General features: G+C 42.3%; 21 protein-coding genes. 12 read left to right on the top strand and 9 right to left on the bottom strand.

Translation table 11 applies throughout. The annotated features are described in order from the left end of the window. The first annotated feature begins 3 nt into the window (after nucleotides 1–3). The gene (locus DJ568_RS16030; RefSeq protein WP_114006318.1) at nucleotides 4–1,353 is read left to right on the top strand and encodes an alkaline phosphatase family protein; all 1,350 of its coding nucleotides are present in this window, start codon (nucleotides 4–6) and stop codon (nucleotides 1,351–1,353) included. Nucleotides 1,354–1,372: 19 nt separating this feature from the next. Here DJ568_RS16030 and DJ568_RS16025 read toward each other — a convergent pair whose 3' ends face one another. Then, complete coding sequence (locus tag DJ568_RS16025) at nucleotides 1,373–1,813, bottom strand: MarR family winged helix-turn-helix transcriptional regulator (protein WP_114006317.1); 441 nt, start codon at nucleotides 1,811–1,813, stop codon at nucleotides 1,373–1,375. Between the two features lie 159 nt (nucleotides 1,814–1,972). Here DJ568_RS16025 and DJ568_RS16020 point away from each other — a divergent pair, with 159 nt between their 5' ends. Together DJ568_RS16020 and DJ568_RS16015 are read left to right on the top strand one after the other, a co-directional pair. After that, nucleotides 1,973–2,650: an MCP four helix bundle domain-containing protein gene (locus tag DJ568_RS16020; protein ID WP_114006316.1), complete on the top strand. Its 678-nt coding sequence runs from the start codon at nucleotides 1,973–1,975 to the stop codon at nucleotides 2,648–2,650. Nucleotides 2,651–2,717: 67 nt separating this feature from the next. Beyond that, a complete protein-coding gene (locus DJ568_RS16015) occupies nucleotides 2,718–3,272 on the top strand; it encodes a cupin domain-containing protein (RefSeq protein WP_114006397.1) in 555 nt (184 codons plus the stop codon). A gap of 9 nt (nucleotides 3,273–3,281) precedes the next feature. Here DJ568_RS16015 and DJ568_RS16010 read toward each other — a convergent pair whose 3' ends face one another. The 7 genes from DJ568_RS16010 to DJ568_RS15980 all read right to left on the bottom strand — a co-directional run bounded on the left by DJ568_RS16010 (nucleotide 3,282) and on the right by DJ568_RS15980 (nucleotide 10,530). Then, entirely contained in the window at nucleotides 3,282–3,866 is a 585-nt protein-coding gene (locus DJ568_RS16010; protein ID WP_114006315.1) for a Crp/Fnr family transcriptional regulator, read from the bottom strand. A gap of 45 nt (nucleotides 3,867–3,911) precedes the next feature. After that, nucleotides 3,912–4,271 (bottom strand): cupin domain-containing protein, encoded by a 360-nt coding sequence (locus DJ568_RS16005; protein ID WP_114006314.1) that lies wholly within the window; start codon nucleotides 4,269–4,271, stop codon nucleotides 3,912–3,914. A 15-nt stretch (nucleotides 4,272–4,286) separates the two neighbouring features. After that, the gene (locus DJ568_RS16000) at nucleotides 4,287–4,922 is read right to left on the bottom strand and encodes an alpha/beta hydrolase (RefSeq protein ID WP_114006313.1); all 636 of its coding nucleotides are present in this window, start codon (nucleotides 4,920–4,922) and stop codon (nucleotides 4,287–4,289) included. Between the two features lies 1 nt (nucleotide 4,923). Continuing rightward, complete coding sequence (locus tag DJ568_RS15995; protein WP_114006312.1) at nucleotides 4,924–5,859, bottom strand: ring-cleaving dioxygenase; 936 nt, start codon at nucleotides 5,857–5,859, stop codon at nucleotides 4,924–4,926. Nucleotides 5,860–5,969: 110 nt separating this feature from the next. After that, nucleotides 5,970–6,665, bottom strand: a complete 696-nt coding sequence (locus tag DJ568_RS15990) for a Crp/Fnr family transcriptional regulator (RefSeq protein ID WP_114006311.1) — start codon at nucleotides 6,663–6,665, stop codon at nucleotides 5,970–5,972. A gap of 173 nt (nucleotides 6,666–6,838) precedes the next feature. Beyond that, a complete protein-coding gene (locus tag DJ568_RS15985; protein WP_114006310.1) occupies nucleotides 6,839–8,575 on the bottom strand; it encodes a hypothetical protein in 1,737 nt (578 codons plus the stop codon). A gap of 2 nt (nucleotides 8,576–8,577) precedes the next feature. Next, entirely contained in the window at nucleotides 8,578–10,530 is a 1,953-nt protein-coding gene (locus DJ568_RS15980; protein ID WP_114006309.1) for a hypothetical protein, read from the bottom strand. Between the two features lie 120 nt (nucleotides 10,531–10,650). Between DJ568_RS15980 and DJ568_RS15975 the strand changes: the two genes are divergently transcribed. The 9 genes from DJ568_RS15975 (at nucleotide 10,651) to DJ568_RS15935 (ending at nucleotide 19,972) form a co-directional block, all read left to right on the top strand. Further along, nucleotides 10,651–12,186, top strand: coding sequence for a MiaB/RimO family radical SAM methylthiotransferase (locus tag DJ568_RS15975; protein ID WP_114006308.1), 1,536 nt, complete (start codon nucleotides 10,651–10,653; stop codon nucleotides 12,184–12,186). Between the two features lie 44 nt (nucleotides 12,187–12,230). Continuing rightward, a complete protein-coding gene (locus DJ568_RS15970; RefSeq protein ID WP_233496708.1) occupies nucleotides 12,231–12,620 on the top strand; it encodes a four helix bundle protein in 390 nt (129 codons plus the stop codon). A gap of 22 nt (nucleotides 12,621–12,642) precedes the next feature. After that, complete coding sequence (locus DJ568_RS15965; RefSeq protein WP_114006306.1) at nucleotides 12,643–13,899, top strand: sigma-54 interaction domain-containing protein; 1,257 nt, start codon at nucleotides 12,643–12,645, stop codon at nucleotides 13,897–13,899. A 6-nt stretch (nucleotides 13,900–13,905) separates the two neighbouring features. Further along, nucleotides 13,906–14,424, top strand: a complete 519-nt coding sequence (locus DJ568_RS15960; protein WP_114006305.1) for an LptE family protein — start codon at nucleotides 13,906–13,908, stop codon at nucleotides 14,422–14,424. A gap of 21 nt (nucleotides 14,425–14,445) precedes the next feature. Next, a complete protein-coding gene (locus DJ568_RS15955; RefSeq protein WP_114006304.1) occupies nucleotides 14,446–16,134 on the top strand; it encodes a hypothetical protein in 1,689 nt (562 codons plus the stop codon). 14 nt (nucleotides 16,135–16,148) lie between these two features. Then, nucleotides 16,149–16,490 (top strand): preprotein translocase subunit SecG, encoded by a 342-nt coding sequence (gene secG / locus DJ568_RS15950; protein WP_114006303.1) that lies wholly within the window; start codon nucleotides 16,149–16,151, stop codon nucleotides 16,488–16,490. 225 nt (nucleotides 16,491–16,715) lie between these two features. Beyond that, nucleotides 16,716–16,991 (top strand): co-chaperone GroES, encoded by a 276-nt coding sequence (gene groES, locus DJ568_RS15945; RefSeq protein ID WP_114006302.1) that lies wholly within the window; start codon nucleotides 16,716–16,718, stop codon nucleotides 16,989–16,991. Nucleotides 16,992–17,124: 133 nt separating this feature from the next. Continuing rightward, nucleotides 17,125–18,765 carry a chaperonin GroEL gene (gene groL / locus DJ568_RS15940; protein WP_114006301.1) on the top strand — a complete coding sequence of 547 codons (1,641 nt, stop codon included), beginning with the start codon at nucleotides 17,125–17,127 and terminating at the stop codon, nucleotides 18,763–18,765. A gap of 421 nt (nucleotides 18,766–19,186) precedes the next feature. Next, entirely contained in the window at nucleotides 19,187–19,972 is a 786-nt protein-coding gene (locus DJ568_RS15935; protein ID WP_114006300.1) for a mechanosensitive ion channel family protein, read from the top strand. A gap of 40 nt (nucleotides 19,973–20,012) precedes the next feature. Here DJ568_RS15935 and DJ568_RS15930 read toward each other — a convergent pair whose 3' ends face one another. Next, entirely contained in the window at nucleotides 20,013–21,359 is a 1,347-nt protein-coding gene (locus tag DJ568_RS15930) for a DUF58 domain-containing protein (protein WP_114006299.1), read from the bottom strand. Between the last annotated feature and the right edge of the window lie 4 nt (nucleotides 21,360–21,363).

Genomic DNA, 21,363 nt, shown 5'->3' with positions numbered 1-21,363 from the left:
GAGATGAATAAAACGGTTGTAATTGATATTGTGGGGCTGTCGGCCTCGGTGATAGGAGAGTATACACCTTTTCTTCAGAAGTATATTGCAAAAAAAAATATAAGCACTATTGAGCCCATATTGCCGGCGGTAACTACTTCCGCGCAATCAACCTATCTCACCGGTAAATATCCCGCCGAAACAGGCATTGTAGGCAATGGATGGTATGACCGCACAGACTGCGAGGTGAAGTTTTGGAAGCAATCTAATAAATTGGTAAACGGTGAAAAAATTTGGGACAAGGCTAAGAAGGAGGATCCGTCCTTCACATCGTCTATGATGTTTTGGTGGTACAATATGTATTCTACCGCCGATTTTTCTGTTACGCCCCGACCGCAGTACCTGGCCGACGGACGCAAACTGCCCGACTGTTATTCGCACCCGGCCGGCTTGCGGGATGAATTGCAGGAAAAGCTTGGTCAGTTCCCATTGTTCCAGTTCTGGGGGCCCGGAGCAAATATTAAGTCGAGTAAGTGGATTGCCGATGCGGCTATGCATACAGATAACCTGCACAATCCCACGCTTACGCTTATTTACCTGCCCCATCTTGATTATTGCCTGCAAAAGTTTGGGCCGGATAATGCGAAAATAGCAAAGGGGCTGGGGGAGATTGACGCTCTTGTAGAAGAGGTGGTCTCTTTTTATGAGCAGAAAAACGCACGGGTAATTTTGCTGTCAGAATATGGCATAGCGCCGGTTAATAACCCGGTGCACTTAAACCGCCTTTTTCGGCAGCACGGATTGTTAGAGGTACGGGTTGAACGCGGAACGGAACTGCTGGATGCGGGCGCCTCGAAAGCGTTTGTAGTTGCCGACCATCAGATTGCGCATGTGTATATAAACGATCCATCGGTTACTGAACAGGTAAAGGAGCTTATTAAAACTGTGCCTGCCGTAGAGCTAATACTTGATCGCGCAGACCAGGCTAAATACCATATTGACCATGAGCGCGCTGGCGATTTAGTTCTGATGGCTGATAAAGACAGTTGGTTTACTTATTATTTTTGGCTTGATGATGCCAAAGCTCCCGATTATGCGCGCGTAGTAGATATACATAAAAAGCCGGGCTATGATCCTGTAGAAATGTTTATGACGTCAAAAGCCCGCGCAGGGTATAAGTTATTGCGTAAAAAAGCTGGTTTGCGTTACGTGATGGATGTGATACCCCTGGATTCGACATTGATAAATGGGTCGCATGGACGGATAGGCGTTGAAGACCAATACAAACCAGTGCTGATTACTGATCAAAAACAAGCAGATACTATAACCGGGCCGGATGTTTATGATATAATATGGCGACATTTAAAAGGCTGATCGGGTAAAAGCAGAAAGGTTAAACTGACTGGCTTTTTAAATTGAGCAATATACGGCTAAGCAATCCGGTTAGGGCAATTTTTTCATCAGAGGTAAATCCCTCAAGTGTTTTAGCTTCAAGTATTCGCCATGCATCATTTATTTTCCCTACGCATTGCCTGCCTTCACCGGTGAGGAAGACACGCGAGGTACGTTTATCCACCTCATCTTTCTTTTTATTAAGTAAGCCTGCCGCTTCCATACGGTCAATCATGTTTGATATGGTAGCATATTGTACCTGCATTTTTTCTGCTAACGCGGTGATCGTCTGACCGTCATGCATATCCAGGTAATATAGCAGTACATCCTGCCCTGCATGCAACCCTGAAGCCGACAGTAGCAGGTTGCTTTGATTACGGCGCAGTTTGCATACCTGTGTAAATAAGTAATTTACCGACTCTTTCTGGGCTTTAAATTTCATAACTCAAACCTAAAACATAATTTAATTAGCCGCCTAATTAAGTTACAAACATACTAACAACCCCACAGCTTTGTTTATTAAAATAAATTAAGTAACTTGTAATAGATTAAAAGGTCGCCTGCTAATCTGCGGTTATAATTACGGAAGGAGCTTTAGTTTATGAAATGGACGCTTTTTATACAACAGAAAATGAAGGTGGCGGCATTGCTGCTTAGCATTATGTTTTTTGTCATATTAACTAATGTACTTGGTAGTCACAATCTTGAGAATATCAACCGGTCCGCTAACTCCATTTATAAAGACCGTCTGATCCCGGCGACTGACGTGTATTACATAAGCGATCATTTGCATCGTAAAAAGGCTTTACTTGAAAGCTATTTAGTTGTTGAGGGCAAAAATGCCGGTATTGTAAATGAGTTAAAGCAGTTGAATCAACGCATAACTGAACGCATCACCCATTTTGAAACCACTTACCTTGTTAATGTCGAGGGCAAATTTATCTCTCACTTTAAAGCTAATAACAAACAATATAACGGGGCCGAGCAGGAGGTTTTACACCTTGTAAAATCAGGCAATATGGTGCAGGCCAAAGCAGTATTTGATAGCCGCGTTAAAACATCGCATGAAAAAAATATTGCCACTTTAGGTAAACTGATGAATATACAATCGGACGTAGGAAAAGACCTCATCAAGGATTCACAGTTTTATACCAGCAGTTTCAATTTGCTATCTACATTACAGCTTATATTAGCCGGAGTTATCGGAGCTCTTATTGTAAAACTGGTTATGGCTGCACGGCTTACAACCCCGCAAACAGAAAAGTACACCATGAATTAAATTTGCCGTTGGGATGTTATGTACCATTAACGTTTAACGTATGGTATACAAACAGCACCAGACTTACATGGCATATAAAGGAAAGATTTTAAACAACCCGGTAACAGGGCAAAGCATCAAATTCCTGCAAACTAACAGCGACACCTGCGGGCAGTTACTGGAAATAGAAACTACGTATAGCGCCAGTTCGACAGAACCGCCGGCGCATGTTCACCCTTACCAGGATGAATACTTTACAGTGCTTGATGGTGAATTGCGCGTGAAGCTGGGCGGTGAGTTGATTGCGCTGAGAGCCGGTGATGCACTTTATATCCCGGCTAATCAACCCCATGCAATGTGGAACGACAGTGCTGAGAAAACCGTGGTTAATTGGCAAGTTCGTCCAGCTATGACAACCGAATATTTGTTTGAAACAACGTGGGGTTTAGCTGCAGATGGGAAAGTTAACAAAAGGGGTATGCCCAATTTGTTGCAGGCAGCAATTACAGTCAACAAGTACTCGGACGTTTTCAGGTTTGTTAAACCGCCATTTCGGGTTCAAAAGTTTTGTTTTTACTTGTTGACTCCTGTAGCTTACCTTTTTGGCTACCGCGCTACCTACAAAAAATACATTATCAGGTAACCTTTCAATTTAACTCCGTCGTAGCATTTTTGATTGCATTCTGCTGAAAAACTCAGGTGTTACGCCAATATATGAAGCAATATCTTTTTTAGGCAGATTGTTTATGAGCGTGGGATAGCGTTTGCAAAAGTTATGATAACGTTCTTCGGCCTCCAGGCTGAGATTATCCATCAACCGCTGCTGATAAGCTACCAATGAATTTTCGGTAATGATGCGGAAGAAGCGTTCAAATTTTGGCACTTCGTGATATAGCTTTTCCTGGTTAGCCTTAGATAGAAGTAACACGTCTGAGATTTCGTTGGCTTCGATGTACAGGTTGCCGGGCTTTTGGCTTAATAAACTGTACATATCTGCTATCCACCATCCGGAAGGGGCAAAGTTTAATACATGTTCGTAACCATTTTGATCGATAGTGAATCCCCTGAGGCAACCGTTAACGGTGAAGGCGGAGTTTTTACAGATGTCGCCTTCTTCTAACAAATACTCTTTACGGCGGAGCGTTTTTGGCTTTAGCAGGCTAATAAAATAGTCGCTCTCCTTTTCGGTAAGATTGATATACCTTGTAACACTTTGTAAAATCAGATCGGTTGCCATACGCTTATTGCTGCACCAAGGTAGCAAATTTACGTATACGGCAAATTAGCGGTAGGTTATAAAAAGCGACCGGCGCGTTTTATTCTCTACGTTCCGCGACCTGTGGCCTCTACCGTCGATGTCTTCAGCCTGCAGTACCTCCCCGGGGCCGAAAATCCGCTTTTCGCCGGCTGATGTCTCAATTTCAACCTCCCCGTCAGGTAACACCACAAATTGCCTGGCCGGGGCGTTATGAAAGTCATAGTCGTAAGCAGGTTCTACCGCGCGAAATGTCATCTCTTGTACATTGACTTTCTCGGATAATGCGCCAATGATACCTTGGCTGTGTAAAGGATAAAATATATCCTCAAACCGGCTCTCGCCCTCTGAGTCAGTGTAAATTCGTGTTACTTTAAATGAAGTCATAGATTGTCAGATATATCATCGTGTTCGCTCGGCGAAAATCAGCCGGTTAGCCAATTCTATTTCTGGCAACGATATGGTATGGGGGCGACCTTTATAAACCTGTAAAGTCACCTCCCCATTCAGTTGCCTTAGTATTTTCGCACTATCCTGTACACGGCCAAGCGGTACATGCGGATCAGGGTCTCCTGTAGTAATAAGTATAGGCGTACCCTCAAAGTCGCCGGTATATCTGGTCGATATCAGCGCTTCACCAATAAGCCCGCCTGTAAACGCTACAACACCGCCATAGCGTTTTGCATTGCGGCCAACATACTCGAGCGCCGCACATGCTCCTTGCGAAAAACCCAGAAAAAATATGTTCCCGGGCAAAATGCCGTCCTTCTCAATCTGTTGCACTAAATTGCCTATTATATCCATAGTCGAATCCAGGGCCGGCTGATTTTGATCTTCAGGAGCCATAAAACTGTACGGGTACCAGCTTTTATTGGCAGCTTGTGGCGCGTACACCGCAAAGTCACTAACATTAAGGTCATCTGCAAGCGTTGAAATATTAGCTGCGGTACCGCCCCTGCCATGCAGCATCACCAGCGCGCCGCTAGCTACCGGCGCAGGTGCGCCGGTAGTAAGATAGTCTGTGTTATGCCGGTACATGTTATATAAGTTTTGGTAAGGTATTTTCTAAACTGGCCCGGTATTCTTCGTACTGTGCGGGTAATTTCAGGTGCGTGCCTAACTCTTCCACAGATTCGTCTACGTCAAAGCCGGGATTATCAGTGGCTATTTCAAATAAAACGCCTCCGGGCTCACGGAAATAAAGCGAGTAGAAATAGTTACGGTCAATCTTCTCAGTAATATGTAATCCAAGCTTAGTGATCTGGTCGCGGAAGTGCATCAGCACCTGCTCATTGGCAACCCTGAAAGCCACATGATGTACCGAACCGCCGGCTACGTGTCCCGGCTTTTCGCCTTCCACCTCAACTAAATCCACAATGTTGGCATTTTCAACTGTATCTGTAATGTAACGGTAACGGTTAATATGCTGTTCAAGCAGCCTGTATCCAAAAACATGTTTAAGTATGTAAGCTGTAGGTTCGGCTTTATTGGTTGTTATGGTTACATTATGAAATCCCTTTATAGCGTGTTCAGCCTTAATGTCATCGGTTTGCCAACCTTTACGGTTGTCATTATTTTTTGCGATGGTAAGCTCCAACTTTAAGCCATCGGGGTCAAGAATGGTAATGTATTGCTCGCCGAATTTTTCGGCGGGTTTATTATATATTACGTTGTGGTCCTCAAAACGCTTTAACCAAAAATCAACACTCCCTGCCGGGATAGAGTAGCCAATCTCTGTGGCTTGCCTGCTACCGCGGCGGCCGCTCTGAATATTCGCCCAGGGAAAAAAAGTTAATATAGTGCCCGGCGATCCGGTTTCGTCTCCGTAGTAAAGGTGATAAGTTTCAGGATCATCAAAGTTTACAGTTTTTTTTACTAATCGTAAACCCAGGGTTTTTGTATAGAAATCAAAATTGCGTTGGGCATTTCCTGCAATTGCAGTAATGTGATGTATGCCATTAATTGTATTTTCCATGTGCTTATGTTTTAATGTGACAGGTTTGCCTTATCACATAACAAAAGTACAGGCGTTTTGTATCGTAAAACTTGATGTAGGATAAGAAATGCCGGGGTATGCAGAAATGATTATATGCCCGTGTCCTGGGTTAATTTTTGTAGCCCCCCATGGTTGGTTATCATGATGCTTTTTCCGGCAAGAGCTATTAACTTATCATTTACCAGCTCATTAATTACCCTGAAAACGGTTTCATAAGTAGCTCCTGCAAATGACGCCAGGTCCTGACGGCTTAACTCGATGTTGATAAAGCCCTCGGGTGTTAAACCAAATTGGTCTTTTAATAAAATAAGAGCTTCTGCTACACGGCCCTTAACAGGCATATGGGCAAGGTTTCGCATTTTTCTCTCAGACTCGCCCAGTTCTCCAGCAAAAAACATAAGGAGTTTGTAGGTAAAATCTGTATTCACCTTAAGAGTAGCTTCAAAAAAGTCCATATCAATATAACAGGCTATGCTGTCTTCCAGGGCGGCTGCCGAGACAGGATATGTGCCGTTGCGACCTAATCCGCGGTGCCCAAATATCTTTCCTGTATTGGCAAACCTGATGATAAGTTCCTTATCGGCTTCCCACTTTTTATATATCTTAACATTGCCGGAATATGTGAAATAAATGCCCGTTACCGGATCTCCTTCGCGAAATATTACCTCGCCTTTTTTTACTTTAAAGTTGGTTTTGTTTGCAGCAATAGCGGGGTGCCACTCGTTAAGGCAATTTTTACATAAAAAACAGGTATTTAAATCACATACAAGATTTTTTTTTACCATTGTGCCTTAAGATAATTGTGTTATTTGCTAAAGTACTCTTTTTGTCGGTTGTTTTTAATTACTTAAATAACAATTTTGAGAAATATACTAATAATGAAGATTTAAAAATCTAAAACTTGGGATTTTATTTAGAAAGATGTTATAACAATAATTAAAATTGATTATCGGCTTGTCTATTCTTTCTTTTTCTGTTTTTCTAAATCGCCTTCGCTCATTTTGGCATTAGCTTTTTTTTCATCCATTTCGCTTACACCGGCACATTCCTTAACTCCGGCAAACAGCGTTTTCCAGGCAATTTTAAAAAAAGGATAACTTACAGGCCTCACGTATGTGATGTTAGCGCTACGTGGTGCCTTTCCTGGCTCGTCAGGGTTATTGCGTTCAATTATAAAAGCATTGGCCATCATTGACATCAGCCCTTTCTTTTTTAACCGACCATCATCTAATTTAAGGATATTTATATTGAGGTCGTTATAAAGAAGGGTCATTTTTCCTTTCGCACGGTAACGGTTAGCATCTACATCAAAATCAAAGCGTTTTAATACTCCCGAAGTCACCTTCACCATTGATATAGGCATAATAGCCCTGTTTAATGATGAAAGCTTCATCGGTCCCAAGCTGCCCTTGTAGCTGAACGAGGCATCTGCAGCGGTGAGATTTAATACGAACCGAACATCCAGGCGGCCGCGATCCATAAAGTAGGTAGTTAGATTTACCCTTGCCAGGTTATTCCTCTTCAAAGCTGCTTTATTGTTGGTCAGATTCAGCATTTGGCCTGCCGTGTTGCCAAAAACCAGCGTGCCTTTCTTTTTCGAATCGTTATTTAACTCGCTATAAATAATGTGCAGCTTTTTAATACTTACTGTATCAATCTTCAGTCCGAAATCAAGCTTGCGTATAGCCATGTGCGGGAAGCTGCCCACATTTTCACGCGTATAATTGGGAATTTTATTTGGTGCGCCAAACACATCGAGCGTGCCTTTGCTAAGTGTAACTTTTGAGGCGCTGAATGTGCGGTATTTGTAGTAATTGGTAAAATCAAAATTATCTATATTAAGAGAGTCTAGTTTTAAATTGAAACGCTCGCTGCGGGTTTTGGTAAAAAAGAGTAACGAGTTATGCGGCTTAAACACTATGCCCTGCACGTTTAAACGAGCGGTGCGCGTAGAGAATTTTATATTTTTTAATGCGTATGTATAAAGGCCGTTGCCGGTGCGGCCGCTATAATTACTCACCTCTGTAATCAGATCCTTACAGTAAAAAAAGCGTGATGTGTCTGCCTGCGTTGCCGAATCTATCAACAAGTTTACTGCTCTTAAATTCACCTCTTTCACTACGGTGGTTAATGGTTTTTTTCGGGCGTAATTAACGTGTTTAAATTTTAAGTTATTCAGCAATATCTCACCTACCTGTACCGATTGCAGGCTTTTTGATATGCGTTGCCAAATGGTCCGCTTGTCCCTGGATGCAGAGTCTTCAGGGTTATTGGCCTCATAGCTCATCTCAATTTCAGGTTCGTTAAGTACTATTTTGCCAACATCGGCTTTTTTGCTGAAATATAGCTTCAGCCCCTTTACGCCGGTAAGGCGCAGCTGTTTTACGCTTACGTTATACAAGTTATTTGGCGCGGTACCCTCACTCTTTTTTTTCTTATAAACAGCGCTGTCAACTTTAAGCGTCGCATCTGTAAGGGTGATATTGCCCTGTAAAAGACTTATATCAGCATCATTATAATTAACTATATATAAACTGTCGCTGCTTTCGCGTATACTGGTTTTTAGTTTATTTTGCAGGGCGGGGACGACAAACAGGTTGGTTGCAATAGTAAGTAATATAGCTACTATTGCTATAACAAGTACAGTATAAAATATTACGCGCTGCCACCTGTGTTTTAAAAATTGTTTTATCATAATTAGTTCCCCTCTGTTTCGCTATTCTCCCGTGTCTTTTCGGCCTCTTTTTGTTTTTGTTCAAGTGCCTCTTTTTCCTCTTTTGCCTTTTTCTCTGCTGCCTCTTGCGCTTCCTTTTTAGCTTTTTTTAATGCCTTGGCTTTCTCTTTTGCAGCTTTTTCTTCAGGTGTAGCTTTCTTAAAAAGCTTAATGTTCTCTATTTTTTTAATAATGTTACTTACGTCTTCCACCGTTTTTGTAACTTCATTTTCCGTCTTTTCATCAAAACCAACGCTGGGCTTCAGGCCATCAAGCAAAGCCTTATATAAAAAACTGAAGAATGAAGTTTTTGGATCGCGCGCCAGGTTTATCGGCCCCGGGCGAAAATTTCCTTTTTTATCAGGATTGTCATGGTCGATAAAAAAGGTATTGGCTAATGTTGACACAAAGCCCTGCTTTTGCAACTGTTTTTTGCCTTCTTCTTTTTTTAGCAGATGTATTTTGAGATTATTGTAGTAAAACTGAAGTTGGCCTTTGCCCTGATAGTTACTGGCGTTTACATTAAATAGCAGCTTTTTTACATCCGCCGATTCTACATGTACCAGCGCGAGGGGCTTAACAAGCTTATCCAGTACACGGCCGTCAAACTTTCCCAGCGTACCGTTGTAATTAAACGCGCCTGTTTTTGATGTAAGGTCAAATTTAAAGTTGACATTAAGATTAGCGGCGTCCATAAAACGAGTATTGATATGGGCGGTCATAAATTTATTAAGCTTTTTGGCAGGCGCATCATTGGTCATGTTTAGGATGTAGCCATTAGTATGCTTAAAACTAGTTACCCCGGTGAAACCGGTTTTCGCGTCAGCTTCCTTATAGATGATATCCGTATTTTTGATGTTAAGGCGCGTTAGCTTCATGTCAAGCGCTAATTTTTGTAATGCCTGGTGCGGGTCTTTACCTATCTTGTTGGTCTTTACGCCTTTATAAGCATTGTTATTGTATATCTCTACATCTGCCTTATTCAAATCGATGGCACCGGCATACAGTTTTTGTTCGCGCAGGAATAACTGCAGGTTAATGTCTTTTATGTCAATATCCTTAAATTTTAAACTGAAGATATCGCCTGGCGTGCCGCGCTTTTTATAAAACTCGCTTTTGTTGTAACGTGGTAAAAACGAAATGTTATCAAGTTTTATTTGGCGGTTGACCGTGGAAAAAAAGATCTTTTTTACTCTGGCTTCATACAGGTTGTCAGGAGTATTTATCTCGTAGTTATTTACGGTAACCTCAATGCCCTTGGTATAATAAAAACGGCTGCTATCCTGTGCCGATAGTGAATCAACAAAAATATCTGATACGCTGATATGGAGGTCTTTTAAAGACGATTTACGTATAGACGATCCGTTTTTATTAATATAGGTAAGGCTGATATTATTTAAAGCGACGGAATCAACCCGTAGTTTTTTAAACGTCTTTTTAATAATTTCATAAGGTGTTTTAGGCTTGCCAACTTTAACCGTGTCATTATAGGCGTAGCGCTTATTTACAATGGTAAGCTCGGGAGCTTCTATAAATACAAGGTCTGCATTTAATATTTTGTCCTGGTAAGCCTTTTTAGCTTCCAGGTTTTTAAGGCCGAGTTTTTTTACACTTAAGGTAAAAAGGTTATCAGGCGCTTTTTTCAACGCCACCATTTTATTGTATACCAGGGTATCGGGTATCAACTTAAAATCACTCAGGGTAGCATCACCCGATGTAATATCCACATCAAAGTCCGAATATTCTATCCGGTACAAGCTGTCGGTCGATTCAAGAACCAGCTCTTTTAGTTGAGCTTGTAAAAGAGGTTTCCAGCCTTCGTCGGCGATATATTTATTATACAGATAATACCCTGAACCACCCAGCACGAGTAAAATAGCGAGTAAAATATAAGGCCATTTTTTTGCGGGTTTATTAGGGGAATCAGCGTTTACCATGTAATATTTGTTTGTCTCTCAGAGGTATAACAACGGAATGTCTATTTTGTTAATTGTATGACAAACTGTCATTTAAAATGTAAAAGATTATGTATTTTTGCAGGCATTAATTTTTTTTAAATGATTGATTTGGTTGTTCCGGACAAAACGCATGATGAGAGCAGGCAGGGAGAGGCTTTAGTACTTGAGCCCGCCGGGAAAAATAATGGCCGCAAGCTATACATTGAAAGTTACGGTTGTGCCATGAATTTTTCTGACAGTGAAATAGTTGCTTCAATTTTAGCTGAGCACGGTTTTGAAACCACTAAAGACCATACCATTGCTGATGTAGTGTTTATTAATACCTGCTCAATACGTGAGAATGCCGAGCAGCGTGTGCGTAACCGTTTAAAAGAATTTACCATTGCGAAGGTGAAAAATCCGGGAATGGTGGTGGGTGTATTAGGTTGTATGGCCGAACGATTAAAATCGAAGTTTTTAGAGGAAGAAAAACTTGTTGATGTAGTTGTAGGACCTGATGCTTACCGCGATTTACCTAACCTGATAGACCAGGTTGACAGTGGACAAAAGGCGGTAAATGTGTTGCTGTCACGCGAAGAAACTTATGCCGACATTAATCCTGTGCGGTTAAACAGCAATGGCATAAACGCGTTTGTATCCATTATGCGTGGCTGCGACAATATGTGCTCGTTTTGCGTAGTGCCGTTTACCCGCGGCCGCGAACGCAGTCGCGATCCGCAATCAATCGTTGCTGAATGCAGTGCTTTGTTTAACCAGGGTTACCGCGAAGTTACTTTACTTGGCCAAAATGTCGACTCGTATAAATGGAGCGCCGGCCCGGCAAAGCCCGGGAAGGCTGATGTAAGTAACGAAGAGTTACAGGAGCAATACTTAAACGGTATTGGGCGTGCGGAAGCCGGAGAATCAATAGCAGAGGGTTCGCTTTTATTCACACACGAAAAGGAGAATGTGACCAACTTTGCCAACCTGCTTGAAATGGTAGCGCTTATTCATCCTGACTTGCGGGTGAGGTTTTCTACTTCGCATCCTAAGGATATCACTGATGAGGTGCTGTACACCATAGCTAAATATGAAAATATTTGTAATTACATACACTTGCCTGTACAATCAGGAAATAGCCGTGTGCTTGAATTGATGAACCGTACCTATAGCCGTGAATGGTATATAGACCGTATTGACGCAATCCGTCGCATTATACCCGGATGTGCGATATCAACAGATATTATTGCCGGTTTTTGCACCGAAACCGAAGAAGAACATGCCGATTCATTAAGCATGATGGATTATGTAAAATACGATTTTGCGTATATGTTTACCTACTCAGAAAGGCCGGGTACGCTAGCTGCCAAACGTTACGCCGACGATGTGCCCGAAGCCGTTAAAAGCCGCCGGTTAAAAGAAATAGTGGCTAAGCAGCAACAATACTCGTATTATCGTTTGCAGCAGCAATTAGGTAAGGTGCAAAAAGTACTGATTGAAGGCTACTCAAAAAAATCAGCCGACGACTATTGCGGCCGTAACGACCAAAATGCCATGGTGGTATTCCCGGTACACCCGGAGTATAAGCCCGGCCAATACGCCTATGTAATGGTTGAGCGCACTACTACAGCTACATTGATTGGCCGAATCATTTGATTGGAGAATCAGGAATTGAGAGTAAGGAAGTAAGATTGGAACGTATGCTTAGGCACAATTTTAAAAATCTTAGAATATGGCAAAAATCAATGGATTTAGTTGATTTGATTTATGCTTATACAGATGATTTGCCCATTGAAGAACGTTATAATCTTATTAGCCAAATAAACAGGAGTGTATGCTCAGTTCCGTCAAATATTGCCGAAGGTTCCGGTAAAAGAACCAGTTTGCATTTTGGAGAATTCCTTACTACTGCTTTAACATCATCATTTGAATTAGACACTCAGTTGCTAATATGTAAGCGCAGGTGTTACGGCTCGTCAAAAAAATTAGAAGAATGCCTTGAGTTATTGGCTGAAGTTCAGAAAATGATTTTTGCGTTCAGGGAGTATATTTTAAACAACGAAATCCGGACTCAGAATCTTAATTCTTGATTCCTGACTCTTGATTCTGCTTATGGAAATACAAGACATAAAACAACGCTTTGGTATAATCGGCAATTCGCCGCTTTTAAACCGGGCTATAAACATAGCTAACCAGGTAGCACCTACTGACATTTCAGTTTTAATAACTGGTGAAAGTGGGAGCGGTAAGGAAGTTTTTTCGCATATCATTCACCAAATGAGCCCGCGTAAACACGGGCCGTTTATTGCAGTTAACTGTGGGGCGATACCTGAAGGTACCATAGATTCGGAACTATTCGGGCACGAAAAGGGAGCCTACACCGGCGCGGTGGGCGAGCGCAAAGGATATTTTGAAACGGTTAACGGCGGAACTATATTTTTAGATGAAATAGCTGAGATGCCTTTAGGCACGCAGGCCCGATTGCTGCGCGTATTGGAATCAGGGCAATTTATACGGGTGGGCGCCTCAAAGGTTGAAAAAACCAACGTACGCGTTATAGCGGCTACCAATGTGGATGTATACGATGCAGTTAAGGCTGGTAAGTTCAGGGAGGATTTGTACTACCGGTTAAATACGGTGCCGCTGCGCATTCCACCGCTTCGTGACCGGAAGGAAGATATTTACCTGCTTTTCCGCAAGTTCACTTCAGATTTTACAGATAAATACCGGACTCCGCCTATCCACCTTGATGAAGGAGCAAAAGAGGTGTTAGTAAATTACAGTTGGCCGGGCAATGTGCGCCAGTTAAAAAACATGGCTGAACAGTTAGCTGTGCTTGAGCGCGACCGGACCATCACGGCCCAAACCCTGCTTACTTATATACCCCATGAGGCAGGCAGCAGAAATTTGCCCATGCGACTGGAAAGCCAGCCTAAAGACGACTTCTCGGAACGTGACATACTGTATAAAGTGCTGTTTGATATGAAGCGGGATATGGTAGAATTAAAAAAATTGGTTGCCAACATTATCGAACACGGCGGCGTAGCAACCGGTTACGGTGATCAATCGCAGGTAATTAACCAGCTATACCGTGATATCGAGCTGCCGGGCAGTGCCGATGCGCAATTTACATTGCAGCAACCCGTTAATAACAGCAGTGTTAATAGTAATATAAATCATAACAACGACAACTATCATATTACCCATGAAGCCGAGGAGGTGGAGGAGTCATTGTCGCTTATTGAAAAGGAATCAGACCTGATACGCAAAGCCCTGAAGAAGCACAAGGGAAAGCGTAAATTAGCCGCCAACGAGTTGGGAATATCTGAACGGACATTGTACAGAAAAATTAAAGAGTTAAACTTATAAAGGTAAATGAGAAGGATACTTGGTTTTTTTACAGCGATAATTGCATTGATGCTCACTTTGCAATCGTGCAGTGTTACGCTCAACGGTGCATCCATTCCGCCTGAACTGAAATCAATAAATATTGAATTTTTTGAAAATAACGCGCCGCTGGTGGTGCCCACGTTAAGTCAAACATTTACTGAGGCGCTCAAAGAGCGTATACGTTCGCAATCAAAGTTAACCATCACGCGCGACCCGGCAGCTAACGCCACCATGTCTGGCGCCATTGTAAACTATACCATAACTCCGGCATCTATTGAGGCTACTGATCCGACACGGCCACCCCTGGCAAATGCTTCGCGCTTAAGTATTACCGTAAATGTAAAATACACCAACGAGTTTGATAAGAAGTTCAATTTTGAGCAGCAGTTTACAAAGTACCAGGATTTTCAGGGAGACATTTCCAGGGTGGAGAATGAACTCATCAGGAATATAGTAAGGCAGCTTACCGAAGACGTTTTTAACAAAGCTTTTGCTAATTGGTAACAAATTCGTAGTTTCAGCCTCGTGGATCAATACACAAACAAAAGGCAAAGCCAATTTCTGTATAATTTGATAGCCAATCCGGCCAATCCGGGTCAGGAGTATATGAATGACCTCCAACAGCTCGTTAAAAATTTTCCGCAAAGTGGAATATTGCAGGCTTTACTGGCACATGCCAACGGTTCGTTAACACTCCAGCAAGCAGCGGCTTACTTTGATCCCGCACTGCTTTATAAAGTGCTGAAACATCCGGAAGGGCTTCCCGTTGTTGAACCCGGACAAGTTTTTTATCAATCTGCTGCGGCCGGTTTTATTCGCCCGGCCCCCGCAAATACGCAGTCTGAAATTATAACTCCTGTTCAACTGCCGTATATAAATGACTTAGTGTCGCAGCAAACCGGCGACTCATCGCCTGCCGCAACTGTTGAACTGGAGGGCGAGGTAGTAGCCGGGATAGAGAATGTTGAACCGCAACTAGCTGATTACAATAGAGATCAGGAAATAGCTGATGTACCTGCCATTGCCGCTGACAACCATGAGCAAGATATCCAGGATGACGAACCGAAAGAAGTAGTTACATCACAGTCTGTAGCCGATTACGGCACACAGCCAACCCCTGAAATAACTGAAGATTTATCGGCCCCGGCAAATGATGTTGATACAAGCCTTACGGAGGTAGAGCACAGTGACGCGGCTTTATCAGAGCAGACAACAGACGTAGCGGTTGATAACAGTGTTACGATTGAAATTGGTGCCGATAGGCCGGATGAAGAACCTGCGCAACCGGAAAGCGTTAGCCCGGTATCTGAAGAAAATGCTGACGACGCGGAGGCTGACTATATTGAAGATGAAGTTTACGACGAGATAGTAAGCATTGATGATATCAATATTGAAACAGTAAAGCAACCCACTGATGACGAGGTGGTTTTTACTTTTTCAGAGCCTTTCAGCGAACAAGAGGCAGACCATCTTGTAGCCGGAACAGAAGATACGCATGCTGACCATAATTTTAAATTGGAGGACGAAGCAGATAAGCTTATAGTCGGCAATATCGCAGCTACCGATTACTTCATGTTTGACCGTGCTTTTGGTAAGGTTGAAGTAGAGGATGCCGTTACCGGGGCTGAACCTGTGCAAGACGTGGTTACACCAGCGCCGGAAGCAAGCACGCAGACAGCCTCTGATGCAGTTAGTGCGGATGAAGAATCAAACGTATCACGTTACCACGATGAAAAGATGCCTTACAGCTTTTTATGGTGGCTTGATAAAACCCGTAAAGAACATGCAGGGGTTTACCGTCCGTATGCAGCTGTACAACCGCAGGCATCGGCCGGGCAGGTTGCCGTGACCGACGCTTTACAGCAACAGTATTATGAAAATATCTTTCACATCACATCTGTTGATCAACTTGACAAAAGCACTGCCGGTAATGGAGATAGCAAAGTAAAGCATAAGGGTGATGAGATTATAGAGCGGTTTATAAAAGAAGAGCCGCAGATAAGACCTACCAATACTGAGCGGCTCGACAATGAAAATAAAGCGAAGAAAAGCTCAGAAGACCAGAATGACCTGGTTACCGAAACGTTAGCCAATATTTACGCGGAGCAAATGCTTTATCCCAAAGCAATAGCGATTTACAAAAAATTGATGTTGAAATTCCCGGAAAAAAGCCGTTACTTTGCCGACCGTATAAAAAATTTAGAAAAGAAATAAAGTTGATATAAATAATGGATATCGTATTAATAGTAATAGCCGTTTTAGTTTGTGTACTGTTAGGGCTAATCGTGCTGATACAAAACCCAAAAGGTGGTGGCTTGGCGTCAAATTTTTCAAGTTCATCGCAGTTGATGGGTGTGCAAAAAACCGGTGACTTTTTAGAGAAAGGCACCTGGGTGCTGGCCATTACGCTGATGGTGCTTTCGCTGGCAATTAACGTGGTAATCAAAACCGGCGGAACCACACAAACTAATAATGCTGCAGTAGAAGAGGCTTCAAAACCAAGTCGTCCGGTTACTGCACCTGCAACATTACCAGGCATGCAAAAGCCTGCTGATACTACAAAAAAATAACAACAATTTTTTAGATATACAAAGGGGCTTTGGGAATATCCTGAAGCCCCTTTTGTTTTTAGTGCACTGACACGTTGACATTTTGTGATGGAAAAATTGTCAAGTGCGATGTCATTTTACCCTTGGGTGCAGCAAAATACGTATATATGTCATAAACATTGCCCCTTGGCACAATTGATGTACAAAAGCAAACGAAACTTAAAATAAATTAAAATAAGCATAGTTATGTCATTAAACATTAAACCTATCGGAGACAGGGTGGTAGTGGAAGCTGCACCGGCCGAAGAAAAAACTGCTTCAGGAATCATCATTCCGGATACTGCAAAAGAAAAGCCACAGCGTGGAACCGTTGTAGCTGTTGGCGAAGGAAAAAAAGATGAGCCTTTAACTGTTAAAACAGGCGACCAGGTTTTGTACGGCAAATATGCCGGGACCGAAATTACCTATGAGGGTAAAGAGTATTTAATTATGCGCGAATCAGATATATACGCGGTATTATAATTGTTGATTTATTGATTGGGTAACTGTGTGATTCACTCTTTCCTGTATCAGTAACAAGGTTATTAAAAAATTTATTGGCTCAGTGTATTAATCACTAAGTCAATAATTCACTAACTCACAAATTAAAAAAGACATGTCAAAACAAGTTAAATACAACGTAGAAGCACGCGACGCACTCAAAAGAGGCGTTGATATTTTAGCCAATGCGGTTAAAGTAACCCTGGGCCCTAAAGGCCGCCACGTAATCATCGATAAAAAATTCGGCTCGCCCGCAATTACTAAAGATGGTGTTACAGTAGCAAAAGAAATTGAATTGAAAGACCCTATTGAAAACATGGGTGCGCAAATGGTGAAAGAAGTTGCATCAAAAACTGCTGACATAGCAGGTGATGGTACTACTACAGCTACCGTTTTAGCGCAGGCTATTGTTACTGCGGGTATCAAAAACGTAGCTGCCGGTGCAAATCCAATGGATTTAAAGCGCGGTATCGATAAGGCGGTTTCATCGGTTGTTGAAAACCTCAAATCGCAATCACAATCAGTTGGCGAAGACAACAATAAAATAAAACAAGTTGCAGCTATATCGGCTAATAACGATGAAGTTATAGGCGCGTTGATTGCTGAGGCAATGGAGAAAGTTGGTAAAGATGGTGTTATTACTGTTGAAGAGGCAAAAGGTACCGAAACTGAAGTGAAAACTGTAGAAGGTATGCAGTTTGACCGTGGTTACCTTTCACCGTACTTTGTAACCAACTCTGATAAGATGGAAGTGGAGTTAGAGAATCCATACATCCTTATTTACGACAAAAAAATATCTTCGATGAAGGAGCTGCTTCCTGTACTTGAAAAACAAGTACAAACCGGCAAGCCTTTATTAATCATCGCCGAAGATTTAGATGGTGAGGCTTTAGCTACCCTGGTAGTTAATAAAATACGCGGCTCACTAAAAGTGGCTGCTGTAAAAGCACCAGGCTTTGGCGACCGCAGGAAAGCTATGTTAGAGGATATCGCTATCCTTACCGGTGGTACTGTTATTTCAGAGGAAAGAGGTTATAAATTAGAGAACGCCGATCTTTCTTACTTAGGTACAGCCGAAAAGATCATTGTTGATAAAGATAATACTACCGTTATCAACGGTGCAGGCCAGGCTGAAGAAATCAAAGCCCGTGTTGGTCAAATCAAATCTCAGATTGAAACCACTACTTCAGATTACGATAAAGAAAAACTACAGGAGCGCTTAGCTAAATTATCAGGCGGTGTTGCGGTATTATATATCGGTGCTGCATCTGAGGTTGAAATGAAAGAGAAAAAAGACCGTGTTGACGACGCTTTACATGCTACCCGTGCTGCTGTTGAAGAAGGCATTGTTGCCGGTGGTGGTGTAGCCTTTATACGTGCTGTTGAAGCATTAAAAGAAGTTAAAGGTGTAAACGAAGACGAGAATACCGGTATCCAAATTATTCGTCGTGCAATTGAAGAGCCACTGCGCCAGATATGCGAGAATGCTGGTATAGAAGGTTCTATTATTGTACAAAAAGTTAAAGAAGGCACAGCCGATTTTGGTTATAATGCACGCACAGACGTATTTGAAAATATGATTGCTGCCGGCGTTATTGATCCTACTAAGGTAAGCCGTGTTGCTTTAGAGCATGCTGCTTCTATCGCCTCAATGCTGTTAACTACCGAGTGTGTGTTAGCTGATGAGCCGGAAGAAGACAAAGGCGGTGCGCCGGCAATGCACGGTCACGGCGGTGGCATGGGCGGCATGATGTAATATTGCCCATTGCTCCTTCGGGGCTTTGAAATGCTTAGATATAAAGCGGTTAGTCGATTATGACTAGCCGCTTTTTTTCATATGTAGCTTTTACCGATGGATATAGGCTGTCTTTTTTAACAGACAAAGGTTTTGTTTTTAGGAGAGGTAGCCTAGCTACATTGTTATCTAAATGTAATTTGCAGGCAACCCACACCGGCAAATAATCTAAAGCTTGTAATGATTAGATGAATTTATACGTAAATGTTATAGGTGCAGCTGTAAGGGCACAGCATTTGATAACACCAGCGTATGAAACACATAAACCGTAAAAGGAAGCAACTGCAAACCCGGATATTTGAATGGGCCTTGTTAAAATCGCCGGAATTCCTGGTTACCCTTCTGTGATAAATTATTAATTTCGAAGCTTCATGCTGAAACTATGAAGTTGGAGAAATTTTACGATACAGCCTATGATTGGGTGCTGATTCATGGCCCCAATATCCTCTTCGGAATAATTGTCCTGATTGTAGGTTTGTGGTTCATTAGCTTTCTGAAAGCCCGTATCAGGCGTAAGATGAGTACGCGGGAAGTTAACTCATCGCTTCAGCCCTTTTTATTAAGCCTTAGCATAACTGCACTTAATATTTGCCTTGTGCTGCTGGTAATGCAAATACTGGGTATCGAGGCCACAATTTTCACTACGTTAGTAGGTGCTTTTGGCGTGGCGGCAGGCCTTGCCCTATCAGGCACGTTGCAAAACTTTGCCGGCGGAGTGCTTATTTTGCTGCTTAAGCCCTTTGAACTTAACGACAATATAATTGCCCAGGGACAGGATGGCAAGGTTACCTCAATCCAGATTTTTTATACAGTTTTACTAACGGCTGATAACAAGACAATTATTATCCCTAATGGTAAATTGTTTAATGAAGTGATAGTTAATGTTACCCGCGAGGGTAACAGGAGGCTTGATTTTGAATTGGAGCTGGGGTATGCAGCTAACCCTGAAATGGTAAAAGCAATAATCCTGGAGGCCATTAATAACACCCCGCACATAATTCCCAAATTACCGATGCGGGTAGGAATAGCCAGGCTGGCTTTTGATAGAATGACTTTCCTGGTGAATGTTTGGGTAAAGCCATCAGAATTTTTAACTGTAAAAATTGAACTGCAGGAAAAAATTATGAAGAGATTGACCGAGGAGGGTATTAAATTTCCGGGAACGTGATCTAACCGGCTGTCAAATGCCGCCTTATCGTGCTCACCGATTAAATTTTTTGCTTCGCTTTAATTTCCAGATACCGGTTTATTGTATTTATCGTGAGGTTTTGCGGGGTACTAAGTATTGACTGTATACCATGCCGCTTTAACTCCTTTACCACAAGTTTTTTATCATTGGCAAATTTTTCGGCAATGGTTTTTATGTACACTTCTTCCACATCCCGGGCTGGTTCTTCGCTGAGCGCCGTTAGTTCGGTATTTTCAAAAAAGACTACCAGAAGCAAGTGAAACCGCGCAATACGTTTTAAAAAAGGCAGTTGGCGATGCAATGATGAAAAACTTTCATAGTTGGTAAAAAATATCACCAGGCTGCGTTGCTTTATAATACCCCTAACTGTAGTATATAGCGCTTCCATATTGGTTTCCAGATAACGCGTCTTCTCCCTGTATAACACCTCCATTATGCGGTTGAGCTGAACAGCTTTTTTATCAGCGGCAACTACCGAACCTGTTTTTTCGGCAATGGTTATCAAACCGGCTTTATCTTCCTTTAATAAAGCAACATTAGTTAATACCAGGCTGGCGTTGATGGCATAGTCAAGCAAGCTCAACCCCTCAAACGGCATTTGCATGGCGCGCGATTTATCAATTACACAATACACATGCTGCGATTTTTCGTCGGTATAGGAGTTTACCATAAAGTTGCCGTGCCTGGCTGTGGCTTTCCAGTTTATGGTGCGATAGTCATCGCCTGCAACATAATTTTTTACTTGCTCAAACTCAAGGTTATGGCCAAGCCGCCTTATTTTTTTTACGCCTATTTCATTTAACCGGTTTGAAATAGCCATCAACTCGTACCGGCGCATTTGTAAAAACGACGGATATACGGGGAGTACCTGGGCCTGCTTAAAATTAAACCGGCGGCTTATAAGCGCCAGGGGCGACCGTACAAACACCCTTATGTCGCCAAACTCATATTCGCCGCGTTTTGTAGGACGAAGTATATAATTTAGTAATTTTTGGCGCCGCGATGGCAAACTTGTTTTAAACCATACATCGCGTTTTTGAAACTGAAACGGTATTTCATCAATAATACCGGCTTGTATAGGAAACGGGTAAAAGTTTTCGATAAATATGCCAAGTTCATTATCGTCGCCGTTGCTCATACGTTCGGGCGCATGCCGTCGGGCAAAAACTCCTTTGTTGTTGCCGTAAAGCAATATCAAGTCGGCTGCAATAAGTATAACCAATGTCCAAAAAACAAGGTCGGGTATAATACCCATCCAGTTAAAAAAAAACTTAAGCAAAAACAGTATTACGCATACAGCAAACCCGGCAAACAAACGGTTAGTTAAAAACAGGTTGGCGTAAAACAGGCTGAATATCTTTTTCACCGTA

This window comes from Mucilaginibacter hurinus, from assembly GCF_003324525.1.
Taxonomy (GTDB): Bacteria; Bacteroidota; Bacteroidia; order Sphingobacteriales; family Sphingobacteriaceae; genus Mucilaginibacter; species Mucilaginibacter hurinus.
The sequence above is the reverse complement of the archived record's forward strand: the minus strand, read 5'-3'. Positions and strand labels throughout refer to the sequence as shown.

What these genes read in the sequence shown, in the direction of transcription:
- DJ568_RS16030 (WP_114006318.1), top strand. Translation starts at nt 4, where the DNA reads ATGAATAAAACGGTTGTAATTGATATTGTGGGGCTGTCGGCCTCGGTG.
- DJ568_RS16025 (WP_114006317.1), bottom strand. Translation starts at nt 1,813, where the DNA reads ATGAAATTTAAAGCCCAGAAAGAGTCGGTAAATTACTTATTTACACAG.
- DJ568_RS16020 (WP_114006316.1), top strand. Translation starts at nt 1,973, where the DNA reads ATGAAATGGACGCTTTTTATACAACAGAAAATGAAGGTGGCGGCATTG.
- DJ568_RS16015 (WP_114006397.1), top strand. Translation starts at nt 2,718, where the DNA reads ATGGCATATAAAGGAAAGATTTTAAACAACCCGGTAACAGGGCAAAGC.
- DJ568_RS16010 (WP_114006315.1), bottom strand. Translation starts at nt 3,866, where the DNA reads ATGGCAACCGATCTGATTTTACAAAGTGTTACAAGGTATATCAATCTT.
- DJ568_RS16005 (WP_114006314.1), bottom strand. Translation starts at nt 4,271, where the DNA reads ATGACTTCATTTAAAGTAACACGAATTTACACTGACTCAGAGGGCGAG.
- DJ568_RS16000 (WP_114006313.1), bottom strand. Translation starts at nt 4,922, where the DNA reads ATGTACCGGCATAACACAGACTATCTTACTACCGGCGCACCTGCGCCG.
- DJ568_RS15995 (WP_114006312.1), bottom strand. Translation starts at nt 5,859, where the DNA reads ATGGAAAATACAATTAATGGCATACATCACATTACTGCAATTGCAGGA.
- DJ568_RS15990 (WP_114006311.1), bottom strand. Translation starts at nt 6,665, where the DNA reads ATGGTAAAAAAAAATCTTGTATGTGATTTAAATACCTGTTTTTTATGT.
- DJ568_RS15985 (WP_114006310.1), bottom strand. Translation starts at nt 8,575, where the DNA reads ATGATAAAACAATTTTTAAAACACAGGTGGCAGCGCGTAATATTTTAT.
- DJ568_RS15980 (WP_114006309.1), bottom strand. Translation starts at nt 10,530, where the DNA reads ATGGTAAACGCTGATTCCCCTAATAAACCCGCAAAAAAATGGCCTTAT.
- DJ568_RS15975 (WP_114006308.1), top strand. Translation starts at nt 10,651, where the DNA reads ATGATTGATTTGGTTGTTCCGGACAAAACGCATGATGAGAGCAGGCAG.
- DJ568_RS15970 (WP_233496708.1), top strand. Translation starts at nt 12,231, where the DNA reads ATGCTTAGGCACAATTTTAAAAATCTTAGAATATGGCAAAAATCAATG.
- DJ568_RS15965 (WP_114006306.1), top strand. Translation starts at nt 12,643, where the DNA reads ATGGAAATACAAGACATAAAACAACGCTTTGGTATAATCGGCAATTCG.
- DJ568_RS15960 (WP_114006305.1), top strand. Translation starts at nt 13,906, where the DNA reads ATGAGAAGGATACTTGGTTTTTTTACAGCGATAATTGCATTGATGCTC.
- secG (WP_114006303.1), top strand. Translation starts at nt 16,149, where the DNA reads ATGGATATCGTATTAATAGTAATAGCCGTTTTAGTTTGTGTACTGTTA.
- groES (WP_114006302.1), top strand. Translation starts at nt 16,716, where the DNA reads ATGTCATTAAACATTAAACCTATCGGAGACAGGGTGGTAGTGGAAGCT.
- groL (WP_114006301.1), top strand. Translation starts at nt 17,125, where the DNA reads ATGTCAAAACAAGTTAAATACAACGTAGAAGCACGCGACGCACTCAAA.
- DJ568_RS15935 (WP_114006300.1), top strand. Translation starts at nt 19,187, where the DNA reads ATGAAGTTGGAGAAATTTTACGATACAGCCTATGATTGGGTGCTGATT.